The following is a 20,285-nucleotide window of genomic DNA, read 5'->3' as shown; positions in this document are numbered from 1 at the left end:
CGTCACATCCCCATGCCGCCGTCGACGGGCAGGCCGGCGCCGGTGATGAACCGCGACTGGTCGGACGCCAGGAACACCACGGCGTCGGCCATGTCGCTGACCTCGCCGAGCCGCCCGAGCGGGGTGCGCCCGACGACGAGACCGACTGCGCCGTCGACGTCCTCGGCCAGCCCGATGCCCACCATGTCCTGCGCGAGGCCCACGCCCATCGCCGTGGGCACCAGACCCGGGTAGACGCAGTTGACCCGCACGCCGTAGCCGAAGGTGCCCGACTCCTGCGCGGCCACCTTGGTCAGCCGGTCGACGGCCGACTTCGTGGCCGAATAGGCGGAGATGCCCGGGAACGCGATCGTCGCGGCCACCGAGGCGATGTTCACGATCGAGCCGCCCTTGCCGGCGGCGCCGTCGGGGCGCATCGCGCGGAACCCGTGCTTGACGCCGAGCAGGGTGCCGAGCACGTTCACCCGCAGCATCGTCTCGATGTCCGACGGCTTCAGGTCGACCACCAGCGAGGTGATCTCGACACCGGCGTTGTTCACCAGGACGTCGAGACCGCCCAGGCGCGAGACGGTCTCGCCGACGGCGGCCTCCCACGAGGCGTCGTCGGTGACGTCGAGCCGGATCGACTCCGCCCGCGTGCCGCCCTCGGCGATCGACGCCGCCGTCGTGGCGCCGAGCTCCTCCTGCAGGTCGGCGATCATCACGTCGGCACCGGCCGCCGCCAGCGCCCGCGCCATGCCCTCGCCGAGGCCCTGCGCCCCGCCCGTCACCAGGGCCGTGCGGCCGCTGAGGTCGATCCCGCTCATGAGTCCGTCCTTCGGTCCAGGGCCGGGACCCGAGCGCCCGGTGTCGTCGTCGACGGCGTCAGACTCGTCCCGCGTCTTGACACCTGTCAAGGCTTTCCTGGACACCCGTCCAGGACGGTGTGCGACGATCGACCCCGTGGTGACCAGCACGGCGGCCAGCGCCGTCGACGAGCGCGCGGCGCGCGGCGCGGCCGACAAGTTCGCCGAGCGGCGGGCGCAGCTGGCCGAGGCGGCCCTGAAGACGCTCGGTGAGCTCGGCTACGCCCGCACCAGCCTGCGCGAGATCGCGAAGGTGTCGGACTTCTCGCACGGGGTCCTGCACTACTACTTCGCGGACAAGGTCGACCTCATCACCGCCTGCGTGCGGCAGTACAAGGCGCGCTGCGTCACCCGCTACGACGACGTCGTCGCCACCGCCACCACCGCCGAGGGGCTGCGCGACGGCTTCGGCGCGGCGCTGGTCGCGACGATGCGCGACGAGGCCCCGATGCACCGGCTCTGGTACGACCTGCGCTCGCAGTCGCTGTTCGAGCCGGCGTTCCGCGCCGACGTCGCCGCGATCGACGCCTCGCTGGAGCAGATGGTCTGGCGCGTCCTGGCCCGGTACGCCGAGCTCGCGGGCGAGCCCGTCGCGGTCGACCCGCCCGTGGCCTACGCCGCGCTCGACGGGCTGTTCCAGCAGGCGCTGCTGCGCCACCTGTCCGGCGACGCGTCGGCCGGCGACCACCTGCTCACCGGCGCCGCGTCCCTGCTCGACCGCCTCGTCCCGTCGCCGAAGGTGCACTAGTCGGGCGTCAGCGTCGACGCGACGCCCCTCTGCTGCACTCTCGGCGCGATCAGGACCGGACGGGCGGCTCGCCCCCGGCTCACGCGCTCTTGCGGGCCGCCGTCTTCTTCGCGGCGGACTTCTTGGTCGCGGCCTTCTTGGTCGCCGTCTTCTTCGCGGCGGCCTTCTTCGCCGGGGCCGACTTCGAGGCCGACTTCTTCGCCGGCGCAGCCTTCTTCGCCGCCGCCTTCTTCGCCGGCTTCGCGTCGGACGACGACCCACCGCGTCGGGTCGACGCCTCGTCGACCGACCGCTGCAGCGCCGCGAGCAGGTCGATGACCTCGCCGCCGCCGCCCGACGCCGCGGGCTCGGCGGGCACGTCCTCGGACTCGCCCTTCTCGAGCTTGTTCTCGATGAGGGTCTCGACCGCGATGCGGTACTCGTCCGAGAACTCGTCGGCGTCGTAGTCGCCGGACAGCGAGTCGACGAGCGAGGCGGCCATCGCGATCTCCTGCGGCTTCAAGTCCGAGCCGTCGGGGATGTTCTCGAAGTCGGGCTGGCGCACCTCGTCCGGCCACATCATCGTCTGCAGCACGATGACGTCGTCGCGCACGCGCAGCACCGCCATCACCGAGCGGGTGCGGATCGCGACGTGCACCAGCGCCATCTTGTCGCTCTGCTCGAGCACCTCGCGCAGCAGCGCGTACGGCTTGGCGCCGGTGTTCTCGGGCTGGAGGTAGTAGCTCTTCTCGAGCAGCATCGGGTCGATCTGCTCGGCGGGGACGAAGCGCTCGACGTCGATCTCGCGGCTGCCGGCGATGGGCAGGTCGGCGAGGTCCTCGTCGGTGAGGATCACCATCTGGCCGTCGTCGGCCTCGTAGCCCTTGGCGATCTCGTCGTACGAGACCTCCTCACCGCACACCGAGCAGACGCGCCTGTAGCGGATGCGCCCGCCGTCCTCGCGGTGCACCTGGTGGAACGAGACGTCCTGGCTCGACGTCGCGGTGTACATCTTGACCGGGACGTTGACCAGGCCGAACGACACCGACCCCTTCCACATCGCTCTCACCACGCCAGGATGGACCCGTGCAGCCCATGCTCGCCACTGCCAACGACGACGGCGCGTCGCCGCCGTCCGGCGACGCGTGGACGCACGAGGTGAAGTGGGACGGCATGCGCGTGCTGGCCGAGGTGTCCGAGGGGCGGCTGCGGCTCACCTCCCGCAACGGCAACGTGGTCTCGTCCGCGTACCCCGAGCTCGTCGTCGGCGACCACCTGCCCGAGGACGTCCTGCTCGACGGCGAGGTGGTGGCGCTCGACGGCGGGCTGCCGAGCTTCGCCACGCTGGCGAGCCGCATCCACGTGCGCAACGATCGCCGCGCCCGCGAGCTGGCCGACCGCAACCCGGTGACGTTCATGGCCTTCGACGTGCTGCGGCTCTACGGCGTCGAGCTGCTGACGATGCCGCAGGAGGAGCGCCGCGGCGTGCTCACCCGCCTCGAGCTCGGCGCCGGCGGCTCGGGCGGCGGCCGCTGGCAGACCCCGCCGTCCTACGACGACGGCGAGTCGCTCTGGGCGGCCACGAAGGCGCAGGGGCTCGAGGGCGTGGTCAGCAAGAAGCGCACGGCCCTGTACCGGCCCGGCCGGCGCAGCCGCGAGTGGATCAAGTCGGCGCACCGCCGCGTCGAGTCGTACGCCGTCGTCGGCTGGAACCCGCAGACCGGCACCACGAACCGGCTCGCGTCGGTCTGGCTCGCGCTGCCGGACGGCGCCGGCGGCTGGGCCGTCGCCGGGCGCGTCGGCAGCGGCGTCTCCGGCCCCGTCGTCGCGACGCTCACCCGCCTGCTCGAGCCGCTCGCCACCGAGAGCCACCCGTTCGCGACGCGTCCGCCCGACCCGGACGTCCGGCTCGCCCGCTGGGTCGAGCCGCGCGTCGTCATCGACGTGCGCCACATGGGACGTCAGCCCGACGGCCGCATCCGCCAGCCGGTGTTCCGCGGCGTCCGCACCGACCTGTCGGTCGACGACCTCGAGCCCTGGGGTACCGGGTGAGCCCCGACGCCGAGCGGGTCTTCGTCGACGTCGAGGGCACGCGCATCGGGCTGACGAGCCTCGACAAGGTCATGTACCCGATGACGGGGACGACCAAGGCCGAGGTGCTGCAGTACTACACGCTCGTCGCCGAGCACCTGCTCCCCGAGCTGGCCGACCGTCCGGTCACCCGCAAGCGCTGGGTCCACGGCACGGGCGACATGAGCTTCTTCGAGAAGAACGCCAGCAGCGGCACCCCGCGCTGGGTGCGGCGCGCCCCGGTCGAGAACCCGGAGTCCAAGCGGCACACCCTGATCGACTGGCCGGTCATCGACTCGCTGCCCTCGCTGGTCTGGCACGTCAACCTGAACAGCCTCGAGCTGCACACGCCGCAGTGGAAGGTCGACGCCGACGGCGTGCCCCAGCCGCCGGACCGGCTGGTGATCGACCTCGACCCGGGGCCGGGCACCGGCCTGCACGAGTGCGCGCAGGTCGCGTTCTGGGTGGCCGAGCGGCTCGAGGAGGACGGCCTCGAGCCCTGGCCCGTCACCAGCGGCAGCAAGGGGATGCAGCTGTACGCCGACCTCGAGGAGGGCAGCACCGCCGACTCCGACGAGGTGCGCGACCGCGTCCGCGAGCTCGCCGAGGCGATGGTGAAGGACCACGGGAAGCTCGTGACGGCGCAGATGACGAAGGCCAAGCGACCCGGCAAGGTCTTCCTCGACTGGAGCCAGAACTCGGGGTCGAAGACGACGATCACCCCCTGGTCGCTGCGCGGCAAGGACGAGCCGACGGTGGCCTGCCCCCGCGACTGGGACGAGGTCGAGGAGGGGGCGAGCGAGCCCGGCGCGCTGACCCAGCTGCGCTACGAGGACGTGCTCGAGCGGCTCGGGCTGCGCTGAGCGCCCGACCCCGACCGCGCGACCTCACCTATGCTGCCGCGCGTGACGGGGCACAGGCGCTGGTGCGCGCTCATGGCGGTGGCTCTCTCCCTCCCGCTCCTGCTCGTGGTCGGCCACGGCCGGACGGCGGTGGCGGGACCGGGCGTGCTGCAGCGCGAGGTGGTGCTGTTCGTCGTCGACTTCTCCGGCTCGATGAAGCGCTCGGACGGCGGCGGCGGCACCCGCATCGACGCCGCCAAGCAGGCGATGACCACGATCGTGCAGGCCCTGCCGCAGGACCTGTCGGTCGGGCTGCGGGCGTACGGGCACCGCGTGCCGAGCAGCGACAAGCCCGCCGCGTGCCAGGACTCCGAGCTCGTCGTGCCCGTCGCACCCCTGGACCGGCAGAAGATCGTCGACACCGTCAACGGGCTGAGCGCGCTCGGCGAGACCCCGATCGGCCTGTCGGTGCAGCAGGTGGCCTCCGACCTGCCGCGCGGCGCCGCCGCCACGGTCATCGTCGTCTCCGACGGCGCCGACGAGTGCTACCCCGACCTCGGACCCGAGCCGTGCCAGGCCACCAAGGACCTCGTGGCCACCGGTGCCGACGTGCGGGTCGAGACCATCGGCCTGCAGGTCGAGCCGGCCGGTCGCGCCCAGCTCGAGTGCATGGCGGCCGCCGGCGGCGGCCAGTTCACCGCCGTCCAGGAGGCCGGGCGCCTCGCCGACGCGCTCGCCGCGGCCCGCGTCCGCGGCGCCCGCACCTTCGAGCCGCGCGGCGAGCCCGTGCAGGCCGCCTCGGCGCTGATCGACGCGCCGGTGCTCGCGTCGGGCACGTACACGGACACCTTCCTCGCCGGCGAGTCGCTGTGGTTCGCGTCCGACCTCGAGCGGGGCAGCGAGATGACTGCGCGCCTGACGGTCAAGACCGCCGGGGTGCCGCGCGAGGCGCGGGTGGCGCTGGAGTGGCAGGACCGCTCGGCCCGCCGGGTCGACATCACCCAGCTGAACGGCATCGGGTCCGGGCAGGCCGAGACGCTCGCGGTCTCGACCGGCGACATCAACGGCACCCGGACGGCGGCCGGCGCGGTGCGCGAGGCCGGCACCTACTACCTGAACCTGCGCACCTCGGGGTTCCCGGACGGCGTCGAGCACCCGTTCGTGCTCGAGCTGTTCCTCGACGGCGAGCTGGCCGGCTCGACCGAGGGCACGCTGCCGACCGACGGCACCACCACCGGCCCCACCGGGTCGGGCACGGAGTCGCCGACCGACTCGCCCACCACGTCGGCCACCGACGAGCCGAGCGACGAGCCGACCGAGCCGGTGGCGCTGCCCGAGGCGCCGTCCGGCGGCGGGGGCGGCGGCACGGTCGTGCTGCTGCTGCTGGCCCTGCTGGTCGCGGGCGGCGTCGGCTTCCTGTTCTGGCGCCGCCGGCAGCAGGCCCTCGAGGGCCCGCCGCCGCCGAGCTACTAGGACGGCTCGGCGAACGTCACCGTCGCGCCCTCGACGACGCCCCACGCGTCGAGGCTGCCCACCGGCGCCTCGAGCACGGCGCGCACGCCCGGGCGCGCGTTGACCAGACCGAAGGGCCGCAGCACGGCGGTGCGCGCGACCCGGTACGGCCCGACCCCGCGCGCCGCCCCCTCGAGCGGCACGAGCATCGCGACGTCGAGGCTGCGGGTCATGCCGACCCCGTGCACACCGCCGCCCGGCACGAACAGCAGGCCCGCGGGCAGCTCGCGCCGACCGAGCATCCCCCGCAGCCGGGTCAGGTAGGTGTCGGCCACCTCGATCCCCGGCACGGGGGCCCGTCCGGGTGGTTCACCGACGTGGAGCAGACGGTGCTTGGACCGAACGGATGGCTTCTGGGGCACCGGCGAACCCTACGTCCACAGGTGGGCCTGAGGGCCCAGGGTGGTATCTGTCCTACTCCGGTACCTTCAGCCCGGAACGCACGCGCGACCGCCGGTCCCGACCGGCGGTGCGAGGGACGCAGTGGGGGGAGCCCGGGTCATGTGGAGAGGTGTCGTCGCCACGACCGGCACCCCCGGCCTGCACGAGGTGGTGGCCGGGGTGCACGTCGTCGACGTGACCCGTCCCGCCGACCTCGCGGTCGCCCTGCGCGACGGCGAGGGCCCCGTCCTGGTCTCCAGCCACCCGGCGCACGCGCACGCCGCCCGGGTGGCCTGCACCGTCGCCGAGGCCGACGACCCCGACCTGCCGGTCGCGCACGTCGCCTTCTCCCAGGCCCCGCTCGCCGGGCTGCTGGCGATGGCCATCGCCCGCGACATCGCCCGCGACGCCGGCCACGGCGCCGCGGTGTGGCACGACCTGTCCGACGCGATCTGGTCGGCCGCCGTCGTGCCCGGGGTCGCGAAGCTGCCGCACCCCAACCCGAGCCTGAAGCAGCACGCCCGCTCGCTGCTGCCCGGCAGCCGCTACCTCGTGCGGCTGCACCCCGAGCCCGAGGCCATCGGCACCAACCAGGTCGCCGCCGCGCTCGCCCCCGTCGGCCGCGGCAACGTGCACGTCTACAGCACCCGGCTCGACCGCGACGACAGCCTGCTGAACACCGTGCTCGGCCACGTCGCGCCCCGCGGCGTCGACCTGCGCGAGGTGCCCGGCAGCTGGGCCTCGCTGTTCGGCCGCACCGAGGACCTGCAGCTCGCGATGATCCCCGCCGACTTCCAGCAGATGCTGCGCCCGCGCGGCACCGCCTGCCGCTCGTGCGGGCTGTCGACCAGCGGGCCGGCGTGCACGTTCTGCCGGCTGCGGGTGCGCAGCGCCGAGGACGAGCTGCGCGTGCTCGACACCCGCAAGAACCAGCAGGACGGGTCGACCCGACCCCTGGCCACCGCCTCCGGAAGGACCCCGTGAACCCCCGTCAGCGACGAGGACTCGTCCTCATGGTGCTCAGCGTGCTGGTCGCCATGTCGGTGTTCGTCATCCTCACCAACTACGTGCGCAGCGTGACGAGCCAGGTCGGCCCGCTCACGACCGTGTACCAGGCGACCGGCCCGATCGAGGCGTACACCCCGCTCAGCGAGGCCAACCTCGAGCCCGTGCAGGTGCCCGAGCGGTGGACCTCGCCGTCGGCGCGGCTCGAGCTGCCCGAGCTCGACGGGCGCCGGGTCGGCTTCCGCCTCGAGGCGGGCACCACGGTCTCGTCCGACATGCTCATCCCGCCGTCCGACCTGTCGAGCACCGAGCGCGAGGTCGCGATCAACGTCGATCCCGTCACCGGCCTGGCCGGCCGCGTCCGGCCCGGTGACCGCGTCGACATCTACACCGTCTTCGCCGACGTCGAGGGCCTGCCGGCCCAGGTGCGCGTGCTCGTCCGCGACGTCCGCGTCGTGTCGATCGGCGGCCGCCAGACCATCGTCGAGAACACCGACCAGGGCATCGAGCAGAGCGACGTGGTCCCGGTGACCCTCGCCCTCGAGCCGTCCGACTCGCTGGCCGTCACCTTCGCCAACTCGTTCGGCCAGGAGACCCGCCTGGTGGCGCTGCCCACCGACGTGGGCACCGACCGGTCCGAGGACACCGACTCGTTCGACGCCGGGAACCTGGGCGGCACGCCGATCCCGGTCGGCCAGGACGACCAGCCCGCACCGCCGGAGATCCCGTGATCCGCGTCGTCATCGCCACCGAGGACCAGGCCCTCGGCCAGGAGCTGCAGGGCACCGTCCTGGAGGTGGAGGACACCGAGGTCGCGTTCATCGCCACCTCCACCGACGAGCTGCGCGCCGCGCTGCTGCGGCTCGACGCCGACGTCGCCATCGTCGACGAGCTGCTCGGGCCCGAGCCGGTGCTGTCGGTCGTCCGCGACCTCAGCGTGCGGCGCCCGGCCACCGCGATGCTGCTCGCGTCCAAGGCGGCCGACGCCGAGACGCTCACCAACGCGATGGAGTCGGGCGCGCGCGGCATCGTGCAGCTGCCCGCCACGTACGCCCAGCTCGAGGCGCGGCTGCTGTCGGCCCAGGCGTGGTCCTCGCAGATGCGGCGCATCCTGCTGCAGGGCGCGGCCGGCCAGGGCTTCGACGACGACACCGGCCGCGGCCGGCTGATCGGCGTGGCCGGGTCCAAGGGCGGCGTGGGCACCACCACGGTCGTCACGCACATGGCCCTCGACGTCGCCCGCACCGTCGCGTCGGTGAGCGTCTGCCTGGTCGACCTCGACCTGGAGAAGGGCGACGTGCCGGGCCACGTCGAGGTGCGGCACCGGCTGGGCATCTCCGACCTGGCGAAGGTGGCGGAGGACCTGTCGCCCGGCACCGTGGCCGACGTGATGACCCAGCACGAGTCGGGCGTCGACATCCTGCTGGCGCCGCCGGACATCCGCGAGGTCGAGGCGGTGACGCCCGCGGCCCTGCGCCAGATCGTCGCCGCGCTGCGGCGTCAGTACGACCTGGTGCTCGTCGACCTCGGGTCGCACGCGACGCCCGCGCAGGCCACCGTGCTCGAGCTGGTCGACGAGGTGATCCTCGTGGTCAACCCCGACGTCGCCTCGATGCGCGGCATGCGCCGCACCATCAACGCCTGGGACTCCCTCGGTGTCTGCAAGGAGACCGACGTCCGGGTCCTGGTGAACCGCTCCAGCAAGCAGGTGACCGTCTCGATGGAGACGGTCCGCCAGCTCACCAAGGCGTCCGTGCTGCCCGTCGGCCTGCCGGCCGGCTTCCGGCGCCTCGAGCCCGCGCTGAACGCGCGCGACCCGCTCACCGTGCGAGGCGCCTGGTGGAGCGAGCTGCGCAAGATCGGGAAGGAGGTGGGGCTCGTGCCCGGTTCGACGCCGACGCCCCGCGCGTCCGACGAGAAGGAGACGGCGGCCACCGACAGCCCGCGGCGGCGTGCGCGCGAGGAGGGCGCGATCACGATCGAGTGGGTCGCGATGCTCCCGGTCGTGCTCCTGGTGCTCACCCTGCTCGGCTACTTCGCCGCGCTCGGCACCACCGCGGTCTTCCAGCAGCACGCCGCCGGGGCCGCCACCCGCGCCGAGAGCCTCGGCGAGGACGCCCAGCAGGCCGCCGAGGACGCGCTGCCGTCGGGTTACGCCAACACGGTGCGGGTGCGCGACACCAGCGCCGGCCTCGAGGTGAGCCTGGGCATCCCCGGCTTCACCGGCGACAGCGGCCTGCTCGGCCTGCTGCCGGGCCGGTTCGCGACCGTCCGCCAGGTCGTGGAGGAGCCGGACGGAGGTCGGTTCTGATGCGCACCGTCCGGTCCCTGACCACCCGGCGCGTGGCGCGCCTGCGCGGTGACCGCGGCGCCTCCACCCTGGAGTTCGTCGCCTACCTGCCGATCGCGCTGATCTTCCTGCTCGTCGTGTTCCAGGTCTGCGTGTTCATGTGGGCGCTCAACGGCCTGAACGAGGCGGCCCGCCAGGGCGCCCGCGCCCAGAGCCTCGGCCAGGACGGCTGCGCCGCGGCGTCGCGGTCGCTGTCGGGCTACCTCGACGTCGTCCGCTGCTCGTCCAGCGGCGGTCCCGGGATGTACACGCCCTCGTCGGTCGAGGTCACGGTCAAGACGCCGGTCCCGCACTTCATCCGCGACTGGATGCCGCAGGGCCGCGACCTCGAGCTGACCCGGGCGGCGTACCTGCCGTGAGGTCCTACAAGGAGTTCTCCGGCGAGGACACCGCGCCGCAGCGCCGGCCCGGCAGCCCCGAGCAGTCCGTGCTCGACGCCGACAAGCCGCTGGTCGAGAAGTTCAAGCAGCTGCTGCTCGAGGAGGTCGACCTCCACGAGCTGAGCCGGCTCGAGACCGCCCAGCGCCGGCTGCGGCTCGAGCGGGTCATCGCGCACCTGATCTCGCGCGAGGGCGTCATCCTCAGCACCCGGGCGCGCAACCGCCTGGTGCGCCGCGTCGTCGACGAGTCGATCGGCCTGGGCGTCCTCGAGCCGCTGCTGGCCGACCCGGCGATCAGCGAGATCATGATCAACGGCCACGACGAGGTCTACGTCGAGCGGTTCGGCCGGCTCGAGCGGCTGCAGAGCGGCTTCTCCAGCAACGACCAGCTGATGCAGACCATCGACCGCATCGTCAGCACGGTCAACCGCCGCGTCGACGAGTCGAGCCCGATGGTCGACGCCCGCCTCCCACCCGACAACCGGCTGCCCCGCGGCGCCCGCGTCAACGTGGTGCTGCCGCCGCTGGCGCTGAAGGGCCCGACGGTCACGATCCGGCTCTTCCCCAAGGCCCTCGGCCTGCCCGAGCTGCTGGCGTACAAGAGCATCGACCAGCCCACCGCCGACCTGCTCGCCGCGTGCGTGCGGGCCCGCCTCAACATCATCGTCTCCGGCGGTACGGCGTCCGGGAAGACGACGATGCTGAACGCGCTGTCGGCGTTCGTGCCCGACCACGAGCGCATCATCACGGTCGAGGACGCCGCCGAGCTGGTGCTCGTGCAGCCGCACACGGTGCGGCTCGAGACCCGTCCCCCGAACGTCGAGGGCTCGGGCCAGGTCACCATCCGCGACCTGGTGCGCAACTCGCTGCGCATGCGTCCCGACCGCATCATCGTCGGCGAGGTCCGCGGCGGCGAGGCGCTCGACATGCTCCAGGCGATGAACACCGGTCACGAGGGCTCGCTCGCCACGGTGCACGCGAACAGCACCGACGACGCGCTCTCCCGGCTCGAGACGCTGGCGGCGATGTCCGACGTCGAGCTGCCGTTCGCAGCCGTGCACGACCAGGTCAACGCCGCCATCGACGTCATCGTCCAGCTGCTGCGCACCGCCGACGGCACCCGCCGCACGGTCGCGGTCGACTTCCTGTCGTCCTCGCGCCGCGAGGACTTCCGGCTCTCGCAGATCATGCACTTCAACCCCAAGGGCGGCCCCGACGGCCGCGGCGAGTTCGTCCGGCACGGGGTGCCGCGCGCGTTCGCCGAGAAGCTCTGGTTCAAGGACGAGCAGCTCCCGGACGGCTTCGAGGTGATCCGCGGGGCGGGTGACGAGGGCGGGGGCATCGCGTGGTCGGGCTGATCGTCCTGCTGCTGAGCGCGGCGTTCCTCCTCCTCGTCGCGTCCTTCGTCGACCTCGCCTCCGGGCCGCTGTCGCAGCGGCAGGCGGTGGGGTCGGTCCTCGACGACGAGGAGGAGGGCACCGCTGCCCGGCGCGCCCGCGGCCTCGACCGCTGGTTCCGCACCACCCGGGTGGGGCGCTTCCTCGAGCGCGAGCTGGCGCTGGCCGGCATCAAGCGCTCCCCGCTGGTCGTCGCCGGCGTCGGCGTGGTCAGCGCGGTGGTGTCCGCGGTGGCGCTGTGGAACCTGCTGGCCCCCGTCTTCGGCGTGCTCGGCGTCCTGCTCGGTGCCTACCTCGTGCGCTGGTTCCTGCGCCGCGCCAAGGACCGCCGGCTCGAGGCGTTCATCAGCCAGATGCCCGAGATCGCGCGCGTGCTGGCGAACGCCACGCACGCCGGCCTGTCGATCCAGACCGCCATCGCCATCGCGGGCGACGAGCTCGAGGAGCCCGCCCGCGGCGAGCTGCAGCAGGTCTCGGTCAGCCTGTCGTTCGGCAACGACATCGAGTCGGCGCTCGAGGAGCTGCGCGAGCGGCTGCCCTCGCGCGAGGTCGGCGTGCTGATGACCACGCTGCTGGTCAGCGCCCGGTCCGGCGGCTCGCTCGTGACCTCGCTGCGCACCATCGCCGACACGCTCGAGTCGCGCCGCCAGACCCGGCGCGAGATCCGGTCGACGCTGGCCCAGGCGCTGAGCACCGGCTACACGATGATCGGCGTCACGTTCGCGATGCTGCTGCTGCTGAACGCCATCAACCCCCGCACGGTGGAGCTGATGACCCAGAACCCCATCGGGATCGCGGCGCTCGTGTTCGCCGGCACCCTCGACCTGATCGGCTTCATCACCATCCGCCGGATGACCAGGATCGAGCCGTGACCGCGCTGCTCGTCGCGGTGCCGGCGCTGGTCGTCGTCGGCTGCATGGTGCTGTTCGTCGTCGGCTACCGCGGCCTGCGCGGCGACCCCGTCGACGGCCTCGAGGTCGACGACCTCGTCCTGCTCAAGGACGCCCAGCGCAGCCAGGCCCGGGCGGCCGGGCCGCTGTCCCGGCTGGCGCGTCCGATCGGACCGCTGCTGGTGCGGGCGATGGGCCCGAACCTGCAGAACCGGCTCAAGCGGATGATCGAGCTCGCCGGGCGTCCCGACGGCATGAGCGTCGACACCATCGCCCAGCGGATGGCGGTCTGGACCCTCATCACCGCGCCGCTGGCGCTGGTGCTGATCGTGCAGGGCCAGTTCCTGTTCGCCCTGCTGGCGCCGGTCGCGATCGTCGTCGTCCCGCTCGCCGGCGTGGCGCGGGCGCGACGTCTGCGCCAGGAGCGCATCGGGCGCGACCTGCCCGACTTCCTCGACGTGCTCGCCGTCACCGTCACCGCCGGGGTCGGCTTCCGCGCCGCCCTCGACACCGTCGCCCAGCGCTTCGGCGGGCCGCTGAGCGAGGAGGTCACGCTCACGCTGCACCAGATCCGCAACGGCGCCAGCGTCCGCGACGCCTTCAAGCGGCTGCGCACCCGCAACGACTCCGAGCAGCTCTCGACGTTCGTCACCGCCTACCTGCAGGCCGAGGAGCTCGGCGCCCCGCTCGCGGTGACGCTGAACCGGATCGCGCTCGACATGCGCCGCGACAGCGAGCAGCGCCAGCGCCAGCGCGCCGCCCGGGTGGTGCCGCGGGTGACGCTGGTGACCTCGATCGTGCTGCTGCCGGGCGCGCTGGCCATCCTCATGGTCGGCTTCGTCCTCGGCGCCGAGATCGACTTCAGCCAGTTCGGGGAGATCGCGACGCCGTGAGCCCCCGCGACCGGCGCCTGCACGACCTGCGCGGACAGCTCGTCCGGGTGGCCTTCCTGGTCCGCCTGCTGCTGCTCGCCTACGGCCTGCTCGGGCTGGTGCTGGGCGGCGGCGACCGCGCGGCGCGCGCGACCGAGATCGGCCTGTTCGTGCTGCTGGTGCTCACCAGCCACCTCGGCCTGCAGCACGCCCGCGCCCGCGACCTGATCGTGCGGCACCCGCTGTACGCCCTGGTCGACCTGGTGCCGGTCGCGATGATCCCGTTCGTCATGGGCGTCGACAGCCCGCTGCTGCTCGTGGCGCACAGCTCGGCGCTGCTGATCGGCGTGCTCTACGCCCTGCGCACCGCGGTCCCGCTGACGGCGCTGCTCGTCGCCACCACCGTGCTGGCGGGCCTGAACGCCGGCGAGGACGTCGTGGCCGTCCTGCGCGACCCCGTCGTGATGGTCTCGTTCGCCGCGCTCGGCGCCGCGATCCGGCGGCTGTCCGAGCACCAGCTGGTCGTCCAGCAGGAGTCGACGCTGGCGCTGCAGGCCGCCGCGGCCGCCGAGGAGCGGCTGCGGCTCGCCCGCGAGCTGCACGACACCGTCGCGAAGTCGGTGCAGGGCGTCGCGCTCACCGCGTCCGCGCTGCCGCGCTGGCTCGAGCGCGACCCGCAGGTGGCGGCCCGGCAGGCGGTCTCGGTCGCCGAGAGCGCCAAGCAGGCCGTCACGGCCGCGCGCAACCTGCTCACCTCGCTGCGCATGGACGACCCCAGCCGCCCGCTCGGCGACGTCGTCGACGAGCTGGTCTACCGCTGGGAGGCGGCCAGCGGCATCGCCGCGCAGCGCCTGGTCGACGACGTGCCCGCGCTGCCGCCCGGCCACCGGCACGAGCTGCTGTCGGCGGTGTCCGAGGCGCTCGAGAACGTCGTGCGGCACGCCCCGGACGCCACGGTGACGGTGTCGCTCGAGCACGTCGGCGACGTCGTCGTGGCCACCGTCGTCGACGACGGCCCCGGCTTCACGACCGCGCGCGAGGAGGAGGCCGTCTCGGACGGCCACTACGGCCTGACCGGCATCCGCGAGCGGATGGAGGGCGTGCAGGGGCGCGCCGTCATCCGCTCGGCCCCCGGCTTCGGCACCCAGGTGCGCCTCGAGGTGCCCGTGGTCGGCGCCCTCGTCCTCCCGCCCGTCTCCCCCGCGCCCGCACCCGCCGCACCCGCCGACGTCCCCGTCCCCCAGGAGCACCTGGCATGAGCGAGTCCCCGCAGGAGCCGGCCCGACCGGTCGTCACCGTGCTGGTCGTCGACGACAACCCGGTCGTGCGGTCGGGCCTGCTCGCCCTGCTGACCCTCGACGACCGGCTGCAGGTCGTCGGCGAGGCCACGAACGGCGACCAGGCGGTGTCGATGGTGCGCGCCCTGCGCCCCGACGTGACCCTGCTCGACGTGCAGATGCCGCGCCGCGACGGCGTCAGCGCCGCCCAGGAGATCGCCTCGCTCACGCACGTGCTGATGACCACGTTCAGCGACACCCCCGAGGTGATCCACGCGGCGGTCGACGCCGGCGCCCTCGGCTACCTCGTGCACGGCACCTTCGGCGAGGACGAGCTGGTCTCGTGCGTGCTGGCGGCGGCCTCCGGCAACGCCGTCTTCGGTGCCCCCGCGATGGCGGCGCTGCGGGCCGGGCGCCCCAGCCAGGCGCCCACGCGCCCCGACCACGACCTCAGCGCCCGGCAGGTCGAGATCATGGACCTGATCGCGCTCGGCAGCACCAACGCCGACATCGCGCGCGAGCTGTTCCTCGCCGAGAAGACGGTGAAGAACCACATCAACCACATCTTCGCCCGGCTCGGCGTGCGCTCGCGGGCCGAGGCGGTCTCGCTCTGGCTGGGCGGCACCACCCCCGACCGGCTCCGGCCGCTCTGAGGGGCCCGCGGATGGGCCCGAACTTGGGCCTGTGGGCCCGCTGGAGCCGCCCCCACCGCCCGTAGGTTCTTCCTCGTACCCAGCGGGTACGCACCGACCAGGCCCCTCAGGGGGGAACCAGAGCCCGGGGCACCGGGGAAGGAGCACCATCATGACCACGAAGCTGACCAAGGCCTACGTCACCGTCCAGCACCGTCTCGAGGACATGGCCTCCCGCCGCGACGCCGGCCAGGGCACCCTCGAGTACGTCGGCATCCTCGTCGTCATCATGCTGGTCTTCGCCGCCGTCTGGGGTGCCGTCAACGGCCAGACCGGCAACGTGACCAGCAAGGTGAACGAGCTGATCGGCAAGTTCCTGAACGGCGCCGGCTGACCTCGGGCTCGCAGACGGAAGGGCCGGGTGGACCTCACGGTCCGCCCGGCCCTTCCGCCGTCCGGGGTGCCACCTGCCGGACGCAGGGCACCACCACCGCACGACCCGCACGTAGGATGCGGCCACGACGCCGTGGCCACGACGCCGAGGGGGAACCGAACCGATGAGCACCATGCTGCTGCGCCGCCGCCCACGGGGCGACGACGGCCAGGTCGTCGGCGCGCTCGTGCTGCTGGTCGCCTTCCTGCTGCTGGCGCTGGTCACCTACGTCGTGTTCCCGCTCGGCGCCGCCAGCAACGACCGCGCCCGGGCCCGCACCGCCGCCGACGCCGCCGCGCTCGCCGGCGCCGAGGAGATGCGCACCGCGTGGCTGAACGGGCCGGTGCTGCCGGTGGTGCTGCAGTTCCCCTACCCCCCGACCCCCCTGCCGAACGACGGCCGCGCGGCGGCGACGACCTACGCCGCCTCGAACGGCAGCACGGTCGAGAGCTACTCCTTCAACCGCTCGTCCGGCGTCGTCGAGGTCTCGGTGCGGGCGAACCACACCACGAACGAGAACGAGCCGGTCCGGCGCGCGACCTCGGCCGCGGCCGCCGAGATGGACATCGACATGACGGGGTGCCGGTGGCGCAACGGGGTGCCACCCTCCCCCGTGCCGTACGGGCCGCCGACCTTCACCGACACCCTGGTGTGCGGGGCGTGGGAGGCCACGTACCTGATCACGAACGGCAACGGGGTCTACCCCACCGTCTCGTGGGTGGGCAAGCAGATGCCTCAGCTCTACGACGACCTGGAACCGCGGCTGGTCAAGTGACGTCGTAGGGGGCAGGACCGGCTGGATCGCCCGCTCGCGATTCCCCTAGAGTCGGTCCGGCTCGGCCGGTATGTCCCGACCAGGGGGGTTCGCATGCGTACGAGAACGGCTCGCGGCGCCACGGTGCTCGTGGCGGCGGCCGTGGTCCTCGGCCTGGGGGCACCGACCTCCGGCGCCACCACCACCTCGCCCTCGTCGGGCGGCTCGTCGGAGTCGTCCTCCGGCGGTTCGTCCGAGGGTGGCGGCACGGGCGGCACGGCCACCCCCGACCTGGTCGAGCCGCAGACCAGCGCCGACGACGTCGAGGTCAGCACCTACGGGGTGATCAGCGTCCGGTCCGGGCAGGACCGCGACAACCCGCGCGTGACGATGGCGCTGCACGGCGTGCGTCGCATCGACGGCGCCACCGTCGTCTACTTCTCCGCCGGCCAGGAGAGCGACACCGAGGACTTCGCCGCGCTCACCCTCTCGGACATCCGGGACCCCACGCGCGGCAGCACGGTCGCGTTCGGCAGCGTGCGCATCACCGACGTCGAGGGTGGGATGGTCTACCGCACCGTCGAGCACCCGACCGAGGACTACCACTTCGGCAGCACCGCCGGCGCGTTCCCCACCGGCGAGCAGAAGGGGACGATGGGCGCGCTGTACGCCGTCCTGCCCGAGCTGCCCGCCGAGACCCAGCAGGTCAACGTCGAGCTGCTCGACGGCCAGACCATCGCCGACGTCCCGGTCGAGGACGGCGCGCTCGAGCCCACCGTCGACGCCGGCCGCGACGAGGTGATCCCGCTCGGCACCGGCTGGCCCGAGGTCGACGAGGGCCTGGTCGGCCAGATCGACGGCGAGGCGTGGAGCTACCCGCTGATCAGCACGGTCGAGGCGCTCGACGGCGCCAAGACGGTGACCACCGAGGAGAAGACGGTCACGATCGACCTGCAGGCCGACGTGCTGTTCGCCTTCGACCGGGCCGACCTGTCGCCGCAGGCGCAGGCCACGCTCACCCAGATCGCGCAGCAGCTGCAGGCCGACGGCGCCACCGGGCAGGTGCAGATCCTCGGCCACACCGACAGCCAGGGCAGCGACGCCTACAACCTCGACCTGTCGAACCGGCGCGCCCAGTCGGTGGCGGCCGTGCTGCAGCCGGCCCTGTCCGGCCAGTCGCTGACGTTCGCCGTCGAGGGCCGCGGCGAGGCCGAGCCGGTCGCGAACAACGGCACGCCCGAGGGCCAGCAGGCCAACCGCCGGGTCAGCATCGTCTACACCACCGCGGGGGACTGAGCCGTGCGGAAGATCTGGCTGCTGATGGGCGTGGTCGTGCTGGCCGCGCTGTCGCTGGCTGTGGGGTGCAGCGTCACCGGGGGCGACGACCCCGACCCCACCGACACCAGCGCGCCCGACCCCACCGGCTCGACCGAGGCGCCCGACGAGGGCCTCACGACCGAGGACCTGTCGGCCGAGCTCTTCGCCGCCTCGCAGGCGCAGGTCGACGCCGAGCCCATCGGGTCGGCCACCGCCGAGGTCCCGGCCGCCGGCGGGGAGCTGACCGTCGACGTCCTCGCGGTCACCCGCAACGCCGCGTCGACGACCGTGCAGATGCGGCTCACCGGCACCGACGGCGTGGTGCTCAACGGACGCGACCCCTGGTACGACAGCGTCCGCAACCGCGGCGAGGCGCGCACCCTCTACCTGGTCGACCCGACGGCCTCGAAGAGCCGGTACCTGCCGCTGTCGTTCGACCAGGTGCAGCAGATCGCGGGCGTGCAGTGCGCGTGCCCCGACCTGGTGATCCGCCTCGGCGAGACCGAGGAGGTGCTGGTCACGGCCACCTACCCGCCGCTGCCGCCCGAGACCACGACCGTCGACCTGGTCGCGAACGACGGGTGGCTGACCGTGTCCGGCCTGCCGGTCGGCGGCTGACGGGGCTCCGATGAGCTGGGACGACGAGCCGCAGCCGGTCGCGCAGCGCCCGGCCGGACCGCCACCGGCGCAGGGGCGACCCCGCACCTGGCTGGCGGTCGTCCTCACCGTCGCGGTGATGCTCGGCTTCGGCCTGTCGTTCGTCGTCGGCGTCGTGACCGGCTTCGTGCTCGACGACGGGGCCGGCACCTCGGCCCGTGCCGGGTCGTCCGGCGGCTCGGGCGGCTCGGGCGGCTCGGGCGGCTCCGGAGGGACCGCGCCCGACGACGCGGCGCCACCCGCCGGTGGCGGCAGCGGGTCGCTCGACCCCTGCCTGGTCGGCACCTGGACGAGCACCGAGCACGTCGAGGACTGGACGACCGACCAGGGCGAGGCCGAGCTGAGCGGTGTCGAGCGCACGATGACCTTCACCGCCGACGGCACCCAGACGGTCACCTACGACCAGGCGGAGGCCACGGCGACCGCGATGGGCCAGGAGCAGCCGGTCGTGTTCGACGGCGAGGTCGTGTACCGCACCCGCACCGACGGCGCGACGATGACGTTCGAGCTCGTCAGCGCCGAGGGCACCGTCAGCGTCGGCGACAAGCAGGAGGAGCTGAAGCCGGGCACGGGCCCGGTCTCCTACACCTGCGACGACAGCACGCTGCGGCAGGAGGCCGACGGGTACCTGTCGGTCTACCAGCGCACCGGCTGACCCCACCCGACGCACTGGGCCCGCGGGCCCGCCCGGGCCCGGCGTGCGGGCACCATGCTGAGCGCCGAGGGGGTGCCCACCGTGCACGTGTACGACCGCGACTACGTCCCGCCCGCGCCGACCGCCGTCCGCGCGCTGCGGGTGCTGCTGCTGCTCGGCGCGGGGCTGGCGCTGCTGACGGTGGGCGGGTACGCCGCGTCGACCACCGAGCCGTTCGCGGTCGTCCTGGGGCAGGCCACCTGGGCGCTGGTGCCGGCCGCGATCGCGTTCGTGGTCGCCCGCAGGCTGTCGCGCCCCACCCGGCGGCTGCACCGGTGGGCCACCGCCGCCGCCGTGCTCTGGACGGTCGGCGCCGTCGCCTCGATGGGCGCCGGCGACCCCCGCGGGCTGACCCAGCTGGCGCTGCCGGTCGCGCTGCTCGTGCTGCTGCGCCGGCCCAGCACGCTCGACTACGTCGACCGGGTCGCCTCGGCGCAGCCGACGGCCCCGCAGCGCCGCCGGAGCCCGCTGGCGCGGCTCGGGGCCGGGGCCGTGGCCGCCGACCGAGGCCAGGGCACGCTCGAGTACGTGGGCGTCCTCGCCGCCGCGGTGCTCGTGGTCGCCGTCGCGGGCGCCAGCGTGCAGGCGCAGCAGCCGGCGGTGTCCGAGAAGGTCGACGAGCTGGTCTGCTCCTTCGGCTCCGGTCCCGGGTGCGACGGCGGCGGCGGCACGGCCGACGGCACCGACGGCACCGACGGCCAGGACGGCGAGGACGGCGGCGACGACGGGGACGGCCGCGACGCCGACGAGGAGGCGTGCGAGGGCCTGCTCGGGTGCGCCTGGGAGGTCGTCAAGCAGGTCGGCAGCGGCGCCTTCAACATCGTCAAGGGCGCCTGGGACGACCTGGTCGGCATCTGGGAGCTGATCCAGGACCCCGGCAAGCTGCTCGACGCGATCGCGTACCTGATCGAGAACCCGACCGAGCTGTGGAAGCTGATCTGGGACGACGAGACCGCCGCGATGTGGGAGAGCCGCGACTACGGCGGCGCGATCGGCCGGCTGATCTGGAACGTCGGGTCGTTCTTCATCCCCGGGGTCAACCTCGGCAAGCTGGCCGCCAAGGGCGGCAAGTTCGGCAAGCTGGCCGACCTGGCCGGTGAGCTCGCCGGTGCCCGCAAGCTGGCCGACGACGCCGGCGAGGCGGCCGACACCGCCGCCGACGCCGCCCGTCGCGGCGACGTCGACGCGGCGAGCGAGGCGGCCCGGGTGGTGCCGTACGACTCGCCCGCGAGGTACTTCGGGCTCATCCA

General features: G+C 73.6%; 21 protein-coding genes and 1 pseudogene. 19 read left to right on the top strand and 3 right to left on the bottom strand.

The window, feature by feature from the left end; translation table 11 throughout:
- Positions 1–2: 2 nt before the first annotated feature.
- A complete protein-coding gene (locus ACYVKY_RS18660) occupies positions 3–806 on the bottom strand; it encodes an SDR family NAD(P)-dependent oxidoreductase (RefSeq protein WP_460436486.1) in 804 nt (267 codons plus the stop codon).
- 136 nt (positions 807–942) lie between these two features.
- Here ACYVKY_RS18660 and ACYVKY_RS18655 point away from each other — a divergent pair, with 136 nt between their 5' ends.
- Positions 943–1,593, top strand: a complete 651-nt coding sequence (locus ACYVKY_RS18655) for a TetR/AcrR family transcriptional regulator (RefSeq protein ID WP_460436485.1) — start codon at positions 943–945, stop codon at positions 1,591–1,593.
- A gap of 79 nt (positions 1,594–1,672) precedes the next feature.
- Here ACYVKY_RS18655 and ku read toward each other — a convergent pair whose 3' ends face one another.
- Positions 1,673–2,632, bottom strand: a complete 960-nt coding sequence (gene ku / locus ACYVKY_RS18650) for a Ku protein (RefSeq protein ID WP_460436498.1) — start codon at positions 2,630–2,632, stop codon at positions 1,673–1,675.
- A 35-nt stretch (positions 2,633–2,667) separates the two neighbouring features.
- Here ku and ACYVKY_RS18645 point away from each other — a divergent pair, with 35 nt between their 5' ends.
- The 3 genes from ACYVKY_RS18645 to ACYVKY_RS18635 are packed head-to-tail and all read left to right on the top strand — an operon-like array spanning position 2,668 to position 5,957.
- Positions 2,668–3,624 carry an ATP-dependent DNA ligase gene (locus ACYVKY_RS18645; protein ID WP_460436497.1) on the top strand — a complete coding sequence of 319 codons (957 nt, stop codon included), beginning with the start codon at positions 2,668–2,670 and terminating at the stop codon, positions 3,622–3,624.
- Positions 3,621–4,505, top strand: coding sequence for a non-homologous end-joining DNA ligase (gene ligD / locus ACYVKY_RS18640; protein ID WP_460436484.1), 885 nt, complete (start codon positions 3,621–3,623; stop codon positions 4,503–4,505). The genes ACYVKY_RS18645 and ligD overlap by 4 nt, the downstream gene beginning before the upstream one ends.
- 42 nt (positions 4,506–4,547) lie before the next feature.
- A complete protein-coding gene (locus tag ACYVKY_RS18635) occupies positions 4,548–5,957 on the top strand; it encodes a vWA domain-containing protein (protein ID WP_460436483.1) in 1,410 nt (469 codons plus the stop codon).
- Here ACYVKY_RS18635 and ACYVKY_RS18630 read toward each other — a convergent pair.
- Complete coding sequence (locus ACYVKY_RS18630) at positions 5,954–6,286, bottom strand: DUF192 domain-containing protein (RefSeq protein ID WP_460436482.1); 333 nt, start codon at positions 6,284–6,286, stop codon at positions 5,954–5,956. The genes ACYVKY_RS18635 and ACYVKY_RS18630 overlap by 4 nt on opposite strands.
- Before the next feature lie 211 nt (positions 6,287–6,497).
- On the opposite strand from ACYVKY_RS18630, the gene ACYVKY_RS18625 reads away from it, so the two are divergent.
- From ACYVKY_RS18625 to ACYVKY_RS18555, 15 genes and pseudogenes are all read left to right on the top strand, one after another.
- A complete protein-coding gene (locus tag ACYVKY_RS18625; RefSeq protein ID WP_460436481.1) occupies positions 6,498–7,361 on the top strand; it encodes a hypothetical protein in 864 nt (287 codons plus the stop codon).
- Positions 7,362–7,390: 29 nt separating this feature from the next.
- Positions 7,391–8,113, top strand: coding sequence for a Flp pilus assembly protein CpaB (gene cpaB, locus ACYVKY_RS18620; protein ID WP_460436480.1), 723 nt, complete (start codon positions 7,391–7,393; stop codon positions 8,111–8,113).
- Positions 8,110–9,693: an AAA family ATPase gene (locus ACYVKY_RS18615; RefSeq protein ID WP_460436479.1), complete on the top strand. Its 1,584-nt coding sequence runs from the start codon at positions 8,110–8,112 to the stop codon at positions 9,691–9,693. Before cpaB ends, ACYVKY_RS18615 begins: the two co-directional genes overlap by 4 nt.
- Complete coding sequence (locus ACYVKY_RS18610) at positions 9,693–10,091, top strand: TadE family protein (protein WP_460436478.1); 399 nt, start codon at positions 9,693–9,695, stop codon at positions 10,089–10,091. Before ACYVKY_RS18615 ends, ACYVKY_RS18610 begins: the two co-directional genes overlap by 1 nt.
- Positions 10,092–10,159: 68 nt before the next feature.
- Positions 10,160–11,470: a CpaF family protein gene (locus tag ACYVKY_RS18605; protein WP_460436496.1), complete on the top strand. Its 1,311-nt coding sequence runs from the start codon at positions 10,160–10,162 to the stop codon at positions 11,468–11,470.
- On the top strand, positions 11,458–12,381 hold the full coding sequence (locus tag ACYVKY_RS18600) for a type II secretion system F family protein (protein ID WP_460436477.1): 924 nt from the start codon (positions 11,458–11,460) through the stop codon (positions 12,379–12,381). Before ACYVKY_RS18605 ends, ACYVKY_RS18600 begins: the two co-directional genes overlap by 13 nt.
- The gene (locus tag ACYVKY_RS18595; RefSeq protein ID WP_460436476.1) at positions 12,378–13,292 is read left to right on the top strand and encodes a type II secretion system F family protein; all 915 of its coding nucleotides are present in this window, start codon (positions 12,378–12,380) and stop codon (positions 13,290–13,292) included. The genes ACYVKY_RS18600 and ACYVKY_RS18595 overlap by 4 nt, the downstream gene beginning before the upstream one ends.
- Positions 13,289–14,530: a sensor histidine kinase gene (locus ACYVKY_RS18590; RefSeq protein ID WP_460436475.1), complete on the top strand. Its 1,242-nt coding sequence runs from the start codon at positions 13,289–13,291 to the stop codon at positions 14,528–14,530. The genes ACYVKY_RS18595 and ACYVKY_RS18590 overlap by 4 nt, the downstream gene beginning before the upstream one ends.
- Complete coding sequence (locus ACYVKY_RS18585) at positions 14,527–15,201, top strand: transcriptional regulator (RefSeq protein ID WP_460436474.1); 675 nt, start codon at positions 14,527–14,529, stop codon at positions 15,199–15,201. The genes ACYVKY_RS18590 and ACYVKY_RS18585 overlap by 4 nt, the downstream gene beginning before the upstream one ends.
- Positions 15,202–15,352: 151 nt before the next feature.
- Positions 15,353–15,574, top strand: coding sequence for a hypothetical protein (locus tag ACYVKY_RS18580; RefSeq protein WP_460436473.1), 222 nt, complete (start codon positions 15,353–15,355; stop codon positions 15,572–15,574).
- A 163-nt stretch (positions 15,575–15,737) separates the two neighbouring features.
- Positions 15,738–16,388 (top strand): pilus assembly protein TadG-related protein, encoded by a 651-nt coding sequence (locus ACYVKY_RS18575; RefSeq protein WP_460436472.1) that lies wholly within the window; start codon positions 15,738–15,740, stop codon positions 16,386–16,388.
- A 93-nt stretch (positions 16,389–16,481) separates the two neighbouring features.
- Entirely contained in the window at positions 16,482–17,663 is a 1,182-nt protein-coding gene (locus tag ACYVKY_RS18570) for an OmpA family protein (protein ID WP_460436471.1), read from the top strand.
- A 3-nt stretch (positions 17,664–17,666) separates the two neighbouring features.
- Positions 17,667–18,302 carry a hypothetical protein gene (locus ACYVKY_RS18565; RefSeq protein WP_460436470.1) on the top strand — a complete coding sequence of 212 codons (636 nt, stop codon included), beginning with the start codon at positions 17,667–17,669 and terminating at the stop codon, positions 18,300–18,302.
- Positions 18,303–18,312: 10 nt separating this feature from the next.
- On the top strand, positions 18,313–18,996 hold the full coding sequence (locus ACYVKY_RS18560; RefSeq protein WP_460436469.1) for a hypothetical protein: 684 nt from the start codon (positions 18,313–18,315) through the stop codon (positions 18,994–18,996).
- A gap of 54 nt (positions 18,997–19,050) precedes the next feature.
- Positions 19,051–20,285: pseudogene (locus ACYVKY_RS18555) on the top strand (hypothetical protein); the annotation flags it as partial.

This window comes from Angustibacter speluncae, assembly GCF_054777815.1.
The sequence above is the reverse complement of the archived record's forward strand: the minus strand, read 5'-3'. Positions and strand labels throughout refer to the sequence as shown.